The organism is Methyloversatilis universalis EHg5 (assembly GCF_000378945.1).
GTDB lineage: Bacteria > Pseudomonadota > Gammaproteobacteria > Burkholderiales > Rhodocyclaceae > Methyloversatilis > Methyloversatilis universalis_A.
On record NZ_KB900539.1, the window covers coordinates 3,305,035 to 3,318,105 of the forward strand.

Below are 13,071 nucleotides of genomic sequence, written 5' to 3' on the forward strand. Positions count from 1 at the left end.
TGCAGGCTTGGTGTTCACGACCGTATACGCCTAACATGCAGGAAGATGCCTGCCGCATGGAGGTCGTCAGATGGTTACCCTGAAACACCTGCCCCTGAGGTCGCTGCTGCTGATCAGCGCGCTGTCCGCGGCCCCCGCCTGCATGGCTGCAGGCAACGCGTCCGCAACGATAGCCGTCAGCGCCACGGTGCTGCCCACCTGCGCAATCGCGACCACGCCGGTCGCTTTCGGCGTCTACAACCCGGCGTCCGCCGGTGCCTCCACCGCCGCCGGCTCGGTCACGCTGGTCTGCACCAGCGGCTCCACGCCCACTGTCACGCTGAACGACGGGCTGTACGCGAATGGCGGCCAGCGCCGGATGAAGGCCTCGCTGTCAGCCAACTACCTGAGCTACGACCTGTATCAGCCGGATTCTGTCGCCGCATCCGGCGGCACCGGCTGCGCCACCCATGCCACGCGCTGGGGCAGTGGCGGCGGCCAGATACTGACCGTCGGCAGCATCCTGAGCATCACGGCCGTGAGCTTCACCGTATGCGGCATCGCCAGCCCGGGTCAGGACGTGCCGGCCGACGTGCTCTACAGCGACACGGTCACCGCGACCGTCACCTTCTAGCGTGATCGACGGAACACCCGCCCGAGCGCGCAGGCTGCTGACTTTTGTCGCACTGTGCCTGCAGTGCGCAGGGGCGGCGGCGGGCAGCATCCAGATCAATCCGATACGCATCGAACTGAGCGCGGCCCAGCCCTCGGCCACGCTCACGCTGCGCAACAACGACCCGGCGGGCAGCCCGCCGGCAGTACTGCAGGTGGACAGCCACCGCTGGACGCAGGCCGACAGCCAGACCGACACGCTGGAACCGGCCGCCGAACTGAAAGCCACCCCGCCACTGTTCACGCTGCCGCCGGGCGGCGAACAGATCGTGCGCATCGGCCTGCCCGGCGGCGTGCGCACATCGGCGGTCGAAACCAGCTATCGCCTCATCGTGCAGCAGGTGCCGCAGCAGGCACCGTCCTCATCCGCCGGGCTGCAGGTGCTGCTGCGCTTCAGCATTCCGGTGTTCGTCCTGCCCGCCGACGCGTCCGCCTCGGGCCACATCGAGTGGTCGCTCGAACACGACGGCAGCGCGCTGTCGCTGTCGGCGCGCAACAGCGGGAGCCGGCATCTCAGACTGGACGGCCTCGAACTGCGGCAGACCCGCGATGGCGGCGTGCTGCCACTGCGCTTCACGCCGCGCTATGTATTGCCGGGCGCGCTGCGCAGCTGGCGCATCGAGGCCACCGATGGCCAGACGCTGCCGGCCGCCGGCGAAAGGCTGAAGCTGAAGGCGCTGGCTGGCCAGACCACGCTGGAAGCCGATCTGACGATCGGTGCCCCGGCGCGCTGACCGGCATGTCATGCGACTGGCCGATCGCGTTGCGTCGCTGCGCCGGATCGGACTGAAGCGGCTGCTCTGCATGCTGTGGCTGTGCGGCAGCGTGTACGCAGCCGACCCCTCGCCCCAGCTGCTGCTGGTCGATGTGAATGGCACACGCGACGACGACGCGGTCTGGCTGCTCGCGGGTGACGGCGACCAGTGGTGGGCGCCGGCTGCACGGTTCGCGCAGTGGCGACTGCAGCGGCCGGCCTCGGCCACCGGCCGCACCCAGGACGGTACGGACTACCTGCCGCTGCACGCGATCGAAGGCGCCAGCCTGCGCCTGGACGAAGCGCGGCAGATCCTGTTCATCGATGTGCCGGCGGATGCGCTGCAGCCCATCCGCATCAACGCTTCGGCGCGCGATCACCCGCTGCGCCTGTCGACCACGCTCAGCGGCTTCGTCAATTACGACCTGAGCAGCAGCCATGTCGGCGGCAGCACGCAGCAGGCCGCGGTGGTGGAAGCCGGCATCTCCGGCCCCTGGGGCGCGCTGGTGGGTAGCGGGTTCGCGAGCCATACGCCCTTCGGCAGCCAGACCGTGCGCCTGGACACCACCTGGACGCTGGACCGGCCGGACGACATGCGCTCGCTGCGCGTGGGCGACGCCATCACGCGTGCCGGCAGCTGGGGCCGGGCTGCCCGCTTCGGCGGCCTGCAGTACGCGACCAATTTCGCGACCCAGCCCGGCTTCATCACCTTTCCGCTGCCCACGCTGCACGGCGAGGCAGCCGTTCCCTCGACCGTTGACCTGCTCATCAACAGCGCCCGCCGGGCCCAGCAGAGCGTGCCGCCCGGGCCGTTCGCACTGACCAATGTGCCGGTCATCAGCGGCCTCAACCAGATGCAGTTCATCGTGCGCGACGTGCTGGGACGCGAACGGCTGGTCAGCCAGACCTTCTATTCCGCGCCGCTGCTGCTGCGCCCGGGGCTGGACGATTTCTCCTTCGAAGCCGGTGCGCTGCGCCGCAACTACGGCCGCACAGACAGCCGCTATGACGACCCGGTGGCCAGCGCCACCTACCGGCGCGGCCTGCCGTCCGGCCTGACCGGAGAACTGCGCGGCGAACTGGGCCAGGGGCTGGGCGCGATCGGCGTCGGCGTGGATGGCGTGATCGGCGACTGGGCCAGCGCCGGCCTGACCGTGGCCGGCAGCCACTCGTCCGCCGGAACCGGCGTGCTGACCGGTGCGCGTTTCGAGCGGCGCGTGCGCAGCGGGCTGTCGTTCTCGCTGCAGACCGAACGCGGGTCGACCGCCTTCCGCCAGCTCGGTCTGGCCGACGACGCCAGCGACGCGCTGCGCAGGCGCACCACCGCCAGCGCCAGCCTGCCGCTGGGCGAGCACGGCAGCATCGGCGCCGGCTATGTATTCCAGCAGCTGCAGCAGGGCCCGGCCAACGAACTGGTGTCGGCCACCTGGTCGCAGTTGATGGGCCGGCGCGCCGCGCTGTCGGTCAGCGTGATCGGCACGCTGTCGCCGGTCAGCGAACTGTCGGTATTTGCGGTGCTCACGGTGCCGCTCGACACCCAGGTGCACGCCAGCATCACCACCGCCCACCGGCGGGACGATGCCGGCCGGCACAGCGTCGAAACCACGGCCAGCCTGCAGCGCAGCCTGCCGGTCGGCCCCGGCGTCGCATACCGGATCAATGCCAGCGATCAGGGCAATTACGGCGCCGCGCTGACGCTGCAGACCGAGCGCATGGCCGGCACCGTGGAACTGGCCGAAGCCGGCGGCACTTCGGGCCTGCGGCTCGGGCTGACCGGCGGCTTCGGCTTCGTCGGCGACCACGTGTTCGCCAGTCGGCGCATCACCGACAGCTTCGCGCTGGTCAGCGTGGACGGCCATGCCGGTGTCGGCGTTCGGGTCGACAACCAGCTGGTGGCGCGTACCGACGAACGCGGCTACGCGCTGATTCCGCGGCTGCGTGCCTACGAGGGCAACCGCATTTCCATCGATGCCGACGCGCTGCCGCTGGACGCGCTGTTCACGCAGCTGCGCATGGACACCGCGCCGGGCTTCCGCAGCGGCGTGCTGGTACGCTTCGCGGTCAGCAGCGGCCGCAGCGCCACCGTGTATCTGCGGCGTGCCGACGGGTCGGCGGTGCCGGCCGGCGCGGTGCTGATGCTGGAAGGCGAGGACAGCCGCTTTCCGGTCGGTTTCAACGGCATGTCCTTCATCGTGGACATCGACGGCCCGCGCCGTGCCATCGTGCACAGCGAAGGCAGGCGCTGCCGCGCCGACATTCCCGGCCCCACCACCGGCAGCGATGCCACCGTACTCATCTGCACGGAGATCGAATGAGCTTTCCCGTCCGGGCCTGCCTGCTGCCCGCCCTGCTTTGTCATCTGGCCTGTGGCCCGGCATGGGCCGGCGTGAGCTGTGCGCTGTCGGGGGCGGCGGTCGGCTTCGGCAATTACGACGTGTTCTCGCTGCTGCCGAACGACAGCAGCGGCACGATCACGCTCACCTGCAACCAGACCGGCGGCACCGGATCGGTGGACAGCTTCAGCTACACAGTGGCGATAGGCAGCGGCACTTACGGCAGCTTCAGCGAACGCCGCATGGCCAACGGTCTGGCACGGATGGGCTACAACCTGTACACGACGTCGGTGCGACTGCTGGTATGGGGCGACGGCAGCGGCGGCACGGTCACCGCCGGCGGTCTGGGCTGCGTCGGCAACACGGTGATCGCCAATCCGCTGTGCCCGGGTACGCTGGCGGTGCCGCTGACCGTGTACGCCCGCATTCCGGCACGGCAGGACGTGCGGGTGGGCAGCTATGCCGACACGGTGGTGGTGACCGTCAGTTACTGACGGTGGCCTGTCGGCGTCCGCTGACAGCGTCACAGGAACCGGCACGGCTCGGCTACCCTGCCGCGTCGCCCTGCCCCGCACGCGCCGCGGGCAGACCTCCTGCTCGACCGAATCCGCCGGCCCGGGCTCAGCCCCGGCCGCTCCCACGGAGACCGTTCCGATGGCCCGCCACTCCGTACCCCCGGCGCGCGACCTGCGCGTCGACTTCTTCCGCGGCATCGCGCTGGTCTGCATGTTCTGGGACCACCTGCCGGGCAATCCGCTCGGCTACGCCACGCTGCGCAATTTCGGCCTCAGCGACGCGGCCGAACTGTTCGTGTTCCTCGCCGGCTACGGCGCCATGCTGGCCTATGGCCGACGCTACGAACTCGACGGCTTCTTCCCGGCCGCGGTGCGCGTGCTGCGCCGGGCCTGGGTGCTGTACGTGGCCCACGTGTTCCTGCTGGCCCAGCTGATGACGCTGGTGTTCGTCGCCAACGAGCATGTGGAAACCCGCGACTTCATCACCGAAATGGGGCTGGGCTACTTCCTCGACCAGCCGCAGTCGGCGCTGCTGGCCGGCATCCTGATGCAGTTCAAGCCGGTGCTGATGGACCCGCTGCCGCTGTATGTGGTGCTGATGACGCTGATGGCCGGTCTGCTGCCGCTGCTGGTGCGCCGGCCGCTGTGGGTGCTCATCCCGTCCGGGCTGCTGTGGCTGCTGGAAAAGCACACCGGCCTCAACCTGCCGGCCGCACCCGAGGGCGTGTGGTTCTTCAATCCGCTGGCCTGGCAGTTCCTGTTCGTGATCGGCGCCTGCTGCGCACGGCCGCGCTCGCTGCTGCGGCTGAGGCCGCTGGAGCGGCGCATCGGCCGCAACATCGTGATGCCGGTGGCGCTCACCTTCCTCTCGGCCTGCTTCCTGCTCAGCCTGTCGTGGCGCTGGCCGGACATTCACGACGCGGTGGTGCCGCAGTCGGTGGCCACGCTCATCTATCCGATCAGCAAGACCGACCTCGACCTGCTGCGGGTCACCCACTTCCTGGTGCTGGCCTGGGTGGCCACCACACTGCTGCGTCCGGGGCGCTGGCTTGAAGCCGCACCGGCGCGTGCACTGCGCTGCATGGGCCGGCACTCGCTCGAAGTGTTCTGCCTCAGCGTACTGCTCGCGCCGCTGGCTGATGCCGCCAGCGCGCTCGCCTTCGATCTGCCGCTGGTGCAGCTGGGCGCCGGCATGACCGGCGTGCTGCTGATGCTGACCCTGGCCGGGTGGCTGGACGCGGTGCGCAACCCGCAGCGCACCGCTTCGCTGCAAGGCGGCGCTGTGGCGACGGTCCGGGTGTAGAGAATACGGGGCGCTTCACTGCTACCGCCCCATCGCGGCGGGGGCGCCGCTCCCACGGGTCTCCGGCAAAGGACTGCGCGAGTTCTTTGTGGGAGCGGCGCCCCGCCGCGATGCGGCCCCGGGCAGCCGACGACGCGCAATCAGAACGCGCTCTTCACCGTGCCGCCATCCACCCGCAGCGCGGCGCCGGTGGTGGCCGATGCCAGCGGGCTGCACAGATAGGTCACCATGGCGGCGACCTCTTCGGTCGTGGCGAAGCGCTTGATCAGCGAGGTCGGGCGCACCTTCTCGAAGAATTCCTGCTCGAACTGCTCGAAGGTCTGGCCGCTGTCGCCGGCCAGCGCCTGCACGAAATCCTCGACGCCGCGCGAGCGGGTCGGGCCCGGCAGCACGCTGTTCACGGTGATGCCGCTGCCGGCCACGGTTTCGGCGATGCCGCGCGCGATGGCGATCTGGGCCGACTTGGTCATGCCGTAATGCACCATCTCGGCCGGAATCTGCAGGCCGCTCTCGCTCGAAATGAACACGATGCGGCCCCAGTTGCGCCGCTTCATGCCGGGCAGCACCAGCCGCGCCAGACGCGCGCCGCTCAGCACGTTCACTTCGAAGAAACGCATCCAGTCAGCATCCGGAATGTCCTCAAAGGCCTTGGGTTCGAAAATGCCGAGGTTATTCACCAGGATGTCGATGTCCGGGTAGGCCGCGGCCAGCGCCTCGGCCGCCGCCGCGGTAGCCAGGTCGCCGGCAAAGCCGATGGCCCCCGCGCCCAGCTTCGCCACCGCGGCGTCGACCGAAGCCTGCGAGCGGCCATTGACGATGACGCGCGCGCCTTCGCGCAGCAGCGCTTCGGCGATGGAATAGCCGATGCCGGCAGTACTGCCGGACACCAGCGCAAGACGGTTGTTCAATTGCAGGTCCATGGACACTCCTTGGTAAGCGTGGCGCCACGGTCGGCGCCTTCAGGATTCAGGATGCGCGGCGCACCGCGCCGGCACGGGCTCGCAGCAGCGTCAGCCCCGCGGCGCGAACATGATGATCGCCATGCCGGTCAACGCCACCGACACGCCGACGAGGTCCCACAGATGCGGGCGTTCGCCATCGACCAGCCACAGCCAGAGCACCGCCACGCCGACATACACGCCGCCATAGGCCGCATACACCCGGCCGGCCGCGGTCGGATGCAGCGACAGCAGCCACACGAAAGCCACCAGCGAAGCGGCGGCCGGCAGCAGCACCCATGCGGGGGCGCGCTCCTTCATCCATAGCCAGGGCAGATAGCAGCCGACGATTTCGGCCACCGCGGTTGCTGCAAACAATGCGGTCGTCGTGACGAAATTCAAGATGCGGTACCCGGGCTGTGCGGTTCAGTCGGCAAGGTACAAGAAAAGCCGGACGAAACTGCACCGCACAGTGGATTTCGCGCATGGCGCGATTCCTTGTAACGTGCGGCGGTGTTCCCTGAACGGTGTTCGCTGCACCCCGTCGTCCGATGCCTGCTGCCCTGTCCGCCGTGCTGTGCGCCGCCCTGCTGCTGATGGTCAGCATGGGCGTGCGTCAGTCCACCGGCCTTTTCATTTCGCCGATCAACACCAGCACCGGACTGGGCGTGGTCAGTCTGAGCTTCGCACTGGCCATCGGCCAGTTCATGTGGGGCGCCGTACAGCCGGTCGCCGGCGCGGTGGCCGACCGCTGGGGGCCGGGCCGCGTCCTGGCCATCGGCCTGCTGGTGCTGGCCGCCGGCTGCGCGCTCACGCCTTTCATGGACAGCCGCTTCGGCATGACGGTGACGCTGGGCGTGCTGGCCGCGGCCGGATCGGGCGCCGGGAGTTTTTCGGTGCTGATCGGCGCGGTGTCGCGCCGGCTCGACAACGCACAGCGCGGTCAGGCGGCCGGCATCATCAACGCGGGCGGCTCGCTCGGCCAGTTCGTGTTCGCACCGCTCGCGCAGAAGCTCATCACCACCGTCGGCTGGATGGGCGCGATGTACGCCATGGCCGTCGCCGCACTGGCCGCGCTGCCGCTGGCGCGCGCGCTGCGGGCACGCGAACCGCATCCGCAGCACGCCGACAGCGCGACCGACGGCGGCGTGCGCCGCGCCATCGCCGACGCGATGCGCGACCGCAGCTATCTGCTGCTGCACGCGGGCTTCTTCACCTGCGGCTTCCACATCGCCTTCCTGATCACCCATCTGCCGGGCGAGGTCGGCCTGTGCGGCCTGCCGGCCGAAGTGGCCAGCGGCGCGCTGGCGCTGATCGGCCTGTCCAACATCTTCGGCAGCCTGTTCGCCGGCTGGGCCACCGGGCGCTGGCGCAGCAAGGTGATCCTGTTCTGGATGTACGCCTCGCGCGCGGTGCTGGTGCTCGTCTACCTCGCGTCGCCGCGCACCGACCTCACCTTCTACCTGTTCGCCATCGGCCTCGGCGTGACCTGGCTGGCCACCGTGCCGCCGACCGCCGGCGTGGTCGGCAAGCTGTTCGGCACCCGTTATCTGGCCACGCTGTTCGGCCTCACGCTGCTGTCGCACCAGACCGGCGGCTTCTTCGGCGCCTGGCTGGGCGGGCTGGCGCTGGAGCACAGCGGCAGCTACCAGTGGATGTGGTACGCCGACGCTGCACTGGCCGCCGCCGCCGCACTGGTGAACCTGCCGATACGCGAAGCGCCGGTGGTGCGCACCGCCCCCGCCACCGCGTAGGACAGCGCCGGTAGCGCGCTGCACCGGCCAGGGTGACAATCACGCGACACCCCACGAGGAGAACACCATGAGAACACTCGGCGCACTGGGCATTCTGGTACTCGGCCTGCTGGCCGCATTCGTCATTGCCAACTGGCATGTGCTCGCCATGCCGGTCGAAGTGTCGCTGCTGGTGGCCACCATCCAGGCACCGGCCGGCATCATCCTGCTCGGCGGCACTGCGCTGCTGCTGGTGCTGCTCGCCGCCTACACGCTGAGCCTGCACACCTCCACCCTGCTCGAATCGCGCCGGCATGCGAAGGAACTGCGCGAACAGCGTCTGCTCGCCGATCAGGCCGAAGCCTCGCGCTTCACCGAACTGAGCAGCGCCATGCACAAGGAGTTCGCCGACCTGCGGGTCGAACTGCAGAAGGTGTCGAACGAATCGTCGAACTCGCTGGCCGCCGCCATCGGCGAAGTGGAAGACAAGCTGGATCGCGCACTGGGCACGCCGGGCGAACAGCGCGTGGTGCAGTAGGCTTCAGGGCGTCAGGGTTCGTCCGCGAAGATGGAGAAGGAGAAGTCCTCCAGCCGCGGCGCATCGATGCGCGCCTTGCGCTTGTTCACGGCCACCACCTTGCCCTGGCGCAATGTGGTCACCACCACTTGGCCGGTCAGCAGATTGGCCGAATAGGTCCGGGCGCGAAAATTGACATCGCAGCTCTGCACGTCAGGATCTTCGCGGTCGTAGCCGGACACGCGCCACTGCCCGGACGCGCGGTAGAAGCGGAAAGTGTCCACCCGTACGCCGCAGGTCGAGTGCGCCGCCACGTCCATCGAAAACCGTCCCCGGCCGTTGTGCTCGACAACTTCAAGGTCATAGCCGCTGCCGAAATCGTTGCGGAAGGGGGCGCTGGCTGCCTCGACCTCGTAGCGCCCGGCGGTGCTCCTGCGCAGCACCAGCAGCCGTCCCGACTCGCGGCCCAGCACCGCGCCCAGCACGAGATCGCCGTCCGGTGTGCTCGCATGGAACACCCGGGGCTGCGCGCCGACCGCGGCGCGTTCGCTGAGCACCTGATCGACCGTGGCCTCCGCCGCCGCAAACCGGCCGCACGACGCCGCGCACACCAGCAGTGCGAGCGCGAGCCGGCGCATCAACCCATGGTTCAGCATCCGACACCGCCGTGGCAGCCCGCCAGCCGGACCGGCGTGCCGGCCGGTGCGCCTGACGAAAGGTAAAGACACACGCCGCCCCGGTTGTAGCCGCTGTAGGAAAACAGCAGATCGAGCCGGCCGTCGCGGTCCAGATCGCCCGCCCACAGCAGCGACGCCGCGTCTTCGCTGTCCGGCCGCGCGGCGGCAAGATCGGACAGCACGGCGCGCATCGCACCGGTACGCACCTCGATACCCGCCTTCCGGCCCTCGATCACGTACTCGTCCGATCTGAACTGCAGCTTCAGCGGCGCCTCACCGAGCGAAATGAGCCGGGCACCGCCACTGAACTTCATCGCCGGCGTATCGACCTTGCCCGGCTGCAGATCCGGAAGACGCAGCAGCACCAGGGTATCGCTGCGACTGGAGGTCAGCGCAATGCCGGTCCGGTCGCCCTCGGCATCCAGCACCGGGTCATGCACCCGCGTCGCCCGCACGATCGCGGGTTCGAGCCGCCACACCCCACCGACCGGAACCAGCGCCAGCCACCCCGGCCCGGGTCGCGCCGGCGCTTCGTCGCCGTGGTATTCGCCGGGCACCAGCACGCGCCATTCCGGGAAAGAAGTCTGGGCAGAGGCGCTGAGGGAGACAAGGAAAGCAGCGGCGATGAGAAGTGAGCGCATTGATTGATACGGAGCGAAACCCGGGGGCAAGCCACATCCATCCAAGACGAAGGCGGCGGCGGTTATCAAAAAAGCATACCCACGAGCGCAAAGTGCCAAACGCTCGGGCCCAACTCACGCCGGCACATGCACGGTAGCCTTGATGTGCTTCAGATTTGTAACGATGGTGAAGCTCATGAGCACCAGCAATGACCAGGCGCTCCACTTGGTCACATGAACGGCCGCCCACGCACCGAGCTGATGCGGATACGCCCACAGACCGAAGAAGGTGCCGATGTTCTCGGCGAGCCAGATGAAGAACCCGATCAGCACCAGCGCCAGTGACAGCGGCATGCGGCGATCGACGCGGTGCGGCCGGAAGACCACCTGCGCCCGTGCGTACAGTCCCAGCGCAGCGGCGGCCAGGTACCACCGGTAATCACCGATGAAGTGGTGGGTGAAGAAGTTCAGGTACAGCGCAGTCGCCACCAGCCCGGCCATCCAGTACGGCGGGTGATGTTCGACCCGCAGCTTCAGCAGCCGCCACGCCTGGATGATGTAGCTACCCACCGCCGCGTACATGAAGCCGGAAAACAGCGGAACGCCCAGGAGCTTCGTGTACGCGAAGTCCGGATAGGACCACGAACGGATGCCGCTGGACGTCTTGAATACCTCGAGTGCGAAGCCAAGCAGATGGAACAGACAGATGGCCTTCAGTTCATCGAGCGTTTCGCGGCCGCTCCAGAGCATCCACCCCTGAATCACCAGCGCGATCAGCAGCAGCAGATCGTAACGCGGCAGCCCCAGCACGCCAGTCCGCGGAACGCAGAAAACCGCGACAAAGAACAGCCCGGCAAACAAGCATGCCTGAGCCTCCTTCCAGGTGAACTGCAGGAACTCGACGCCTATCCCGACGATGCGCGCTCGCGCATCCGTGGCAGGTGAAAATGAGGCTTCAGGCATCAGTCCGTGCCGAACGATGGTTAGCGCCCGCGGTCATGCAATTTGCTCAACGCGGCACTGCTCGCACAGAGGGTAAGTCGCGATGAATTCGGAAAGCCGGCCCTTCATTTCGTCGAACGACCGGCCATACATGTAAAGGGCAGTCTCTCGCGGGCCTTGCCAATAGCTCAAGACACGGCCTTCGCCCTCCAGGAGCCGACCAAACTCGGCATAGACGTGGTTTGAGTCGCAGTCGCGATATGTCTCGGCAGGGAGATCAGTGCCGTTCAGGTAGACGGCCAGTCCTTCTGTTGCACCGAAGGCGAACTCTTCGCCAGAAGCTTCAATCGTGAGTTTTGATCCCTTCGGCGCGCCCAGTGCTTCCACGGTGGATGCAACCAGAGAAGCCACATCGGAGGAAGAGGCTGGAAATTGAATCTCGATGTCGCAGTACTCAATTTCGCCGCTCTTGGCCTGCATCGTTCCGCCACCGCAAACTTCACCGACCCCGTGCTTCTTCAACACCGCGTCGAGTGGATCTTCGAAGAACTCACCGCGATGCGTCGGCTGAAGTCTCGCGTTCAAACGTACGACGAGAAACTGGCCAGCGGGCGGAGTCTTTTTCTTGTTGAACAGGCGACCGAACATTGTGTGAACTTCCTATCAAGGGGGCTAACGACGCTGTAGCCCCCATTTCGGGGCAAGCGCTTACTTCCGTCCTTCGCCGGCTCAAAGTCGTTCATCATTACGTCAGCCTTCCGACCTTCGCGTCATCGTCGTCCTCTAACGTGCGCAGTGGCTGACGCTGGGCGCCCTTGCGGCGGTGGCCGTTCCGCCCGAGAGATTACCCAATTCGCCAACACATGTTGCCCGAGTACGACGGCTGCCAGCCCAGGTAACAGCCTTTGGGCAGAATGACCGCAGGAATTCCCTCCTGCACGCCATTGATGTAGACGCCGCAGGACGTTCGAGCCTAGCGAGGAATAAGGGTCGCGCCCGCGGCCTCCAGTCATAGGTTAGTTCACATGCCGTAGTACTTACTGCTGAACCCGACCATCAACGGTCCACCGTCCTCCAGACAAGAGACACTAACCTTCAACTTCCTGCGATGGTCGCTGTAGTGATGATAGTGAGTCGCAGACCTCACGAGCTCAAGTTCGGCCGGGTTGACGCTAAGCGCGCCAAGAGCGGGTACGGGATCGAACGGACGATCCCGATACTGTGGCGCAGAACGCTTTAAATCGACACTCACGTAGTTGATGAAGTTGCCTTCTGCTTCGAGCAGCATGTGGCACTCATCGGAGTCGACAATGATATTTCCAACACGATTGGGCTCGCTGCCGACCGCGGCAGCCACGGCCGTAACCGTCATACCCATATACTGAAATGGGCGGTGAAAGGGGCGAGACAGCATGGGCAGTCCAACTGACCACGCTTGATCGATAGCGCTTCCAATGTTGTGTGCCGGGCGAGTCGTCGAGAGCGCATTTCGTCTGAAGACAACGCCAACGCTGTGCACGAGTTCTTTAAGCGCAGCTTCATATCGGGTTGGATCGGTAAAGTCTGCGTACTTCTTGCCCAGAAGAAAGCCGGGAAGATCGCACATGCGGTACATGACCGGCAGCACCTTGACGCGGCGCCCTTGAATCTCTTGGTTAATTGCCACGTCAACTTCTCGCTGCACCCAGAGCGATTTCACTGAGTCGGGCGAGAGGATCACAGCCACATAGGCAGCGTCATCAATGCCCTCCCGAATCCTCTCGATCAGCGATTCTCCGACCTTGATCTCGGCTTCATCCAGCCAGTACCCGACTCCCTGCGCCTCCAAGTCTGACGCAAGGCGGCGTGCGAAGGGTTTGTCGGCAGAGTTGTGGCTTAGAAAGATGCAGGTCTTCATGGGCGTAAGTCCGCTAACCTAACGACGCTGTAGAAATCCCCATCTCGGGGCAAGCGGTTGCTGCCGGCCTTGGCCGGATAGAAATCGTTCATCATCATTTCAGCCTGCCGACCTTAGTTTCATCGTCGTCTCCTGACCTCAGCCGTGGCCTGTGACCAGCGCGATGCTGCCGTCGTGGCCTGCCCGCGAGC

The 13,071-nt window shown here is 66.9% G+C and carries 14 protein-coding genes; 7 read left to right on the forward strand and 7 right to left on the reverse strand.

The features are described from left to right. The first annotated feature begins 70 nt into the window (after positions 1-70). The 5 genes from METUNV2_RS19395 (at position 71) to METUNV2_RS0115160 (ending at position 5,556) form a co-directional block, all read left to right on the forward strand. The gene (locus METUNV2_RS19395; RefSeq protein ID WP_018230317.1) at positions 71-613 is read left to right on the forward strand and encodes a Csu type fimbrial protein; all 543 of its coding nucleotides are present in this window, start codon (positions 71-73) and stop codon (positions 611-613) included. A gap of 1 nt (position 614) precedes the next feature. Then, positions 615-1,385, forward strand: a complete 771-nt coding sequence (locus tag METUNV2_RS19215; RefSeq protein WP_018230318.1) for a fimbrial biogenesis chaperone — start codon at positions 615-617, stop codon at positions 1,383-1,385. Between the two features lie 10 nt (positions 1,386-1,395). Beyond that, entirely contained in the window at positions 1,396-3,720 is a 2,325-nt protein-coding gene (locus METUNV2_RS0115150; protein WP_018230319.1) for a fimbria/pilus outer membrane usher protein, read from the forward strand. Further along, positions 3,717-4,232, forward strand: a complete 516-nt coding sequence (locus METUNV2_RS0115155) for a Csu type fimbrial protein (RefSeq protein WP_018230320.1) — start codon at positions 3,717-3,719, stop codon at positions 4,230-4,232. Before METUNV2_RS0115150 ends, METUNV2_RS0115155 begins: the two co-directional genes overlap by 4 nt. 160 nt (positions 4,233-4,392) lie before the next feature. Next, positions 4,393-5,556: an OpgC family protein gene (locus METUNV2_RS0115160; protein WP_018230321.1), complete on the forward strand. Its 1,164-nt coding sequence runs from the start codon at positions 4,393-4,395 to the stop codon at positions 5,554-5,556. Between the two features lie 140 nt (positions 5,557-5,696). On the opposite strand, the gene METUNV2_RS0115165 is transcribed toward METUNV2_RS0115160, so the two are convergent. Beyond that, entirely contained in the window at positions 5,697-6,476 is a 780-nt protein-coding gene (locus METUNV2_RS0115165) for an SDR family NAD(P)-dependent oxidoreductase (protein WP_018230322.1), read from the reverse strand. Positions 6,477-6,566: 90 nt separating this feature from the next. Next, positions 6,567-6,896 carry a YnfA family protein gene (locus tag METUNV2_RS0115170; RefSeq protein ID WP_026188200.1) on the reverse strand — a complete coding sequence of 110 codons (330 nt, stop codon included), beginning with the start codon at positions 6,894-6,896 and terminating at the stop codon, positions 6,567-6,569. Between the two features lie 149 nt (positions 6,897-7,045). Between METUNV2_RS0115170 and METUNV2_RS0115175 the strand changes: the two genes are divergently transcribed. Next, positions 7,046-8,248 carry an MFS transporter gene (locus tag METUNV2_RS0115175; RefSeq protein WP_018230324.1) on the forward strand — a complete coding sequence of 401 codons (1,203 nt, stop codon included), beginning with the start codon at positions 7,046-7,048 and terminating at the stop codon, positions 8,246-8,248. A gap of 67 nt (positions 8,249-8,315) precedes the next feature. Next, a complete protein-coding gene (locus tag METUNV2_RS0115180) occupies positions 8,316-8,765 on the forward strand; it encodes a hypothetical protein (RefSeq protein ID WP_018230325.1) in 450 nt (149 codons plus the stop codon). A gap of 11 nt (positions 8,766-8,776) precedes the next feature. On the opposite strand, the gene METUNV2_RS0115185 is transcribed toward METUNV2_RS0115180, so the two are convergent. The 5 genes from METUNV2_RS0115185 to METUNV2_RS0115205 all read right to left on the reverse strand — a co-directional run bounded on the left by METUNV2_RS0115185 (position 8,777) and on the right by METUNV2_RS0115205 (position 12,880). Continuing rightward, complete coding sequence (locus tag METUNV2_RS0115185) at positions 8,777-9,400, reverse strand: hypothetical protein (protein ID WP_036271213.1); 624 nt, start codon at positions 9,398-9,400, stop codon at positions 8,777-8,779. Then, positions 9,394-9,984, reverse strand: a complete 591-nt coding sequence (locus METUNV2_RS0115190) for a hypothetical protein (protein ID WP_018230327.1) — start codon at positions 9,982-9,984, stop codon at positions 9,394-9,396. Before METUNV2_RS0115190 ends, METUNV2_RS0115185 begins: the two co-directional genes overlap by 7 nt. A 192-nt stretch (positions 9,985-10,176) precedes the next feature. Continuing rightward, complete coding sequence (locus METUNV2_RS0115195) at positions 10,177-11,004, reverse strand: DUF817 domain-containing protein (RefSeq protein ID WP_026188201.1); 828 nt, start codon at positions 11,002-11,004, stop codon at positions 10,177-10,179. Between the two features lie 33 nt (positions 11,005-11,037). Next, complete coding sequence (locus METUNV2_RS0115200) at positions 11,038-11,631, reverse strand: hypothetical protein (RefSeq protein ID WP_018230329.1); 594 nt, start codon at positions 11,629-11,631, stop codon at positions 11,038-11,040. Positions 11,632-12,004: 373 nt separating this feature from the next. Beyond that, positions 12,005-12,880, reverse strand: a complete 876-nt coding sequence (locus METUNV2_RS0115205) for a toll/interleukin-1 receptor domain-containing protein (protein ID WP_018230330.1) — start codon at positions 12,878-12,880, stop codon at positions 12,005-12,007. Positions 12,881-13,071 lie beyond the last annotated feature (191 nt).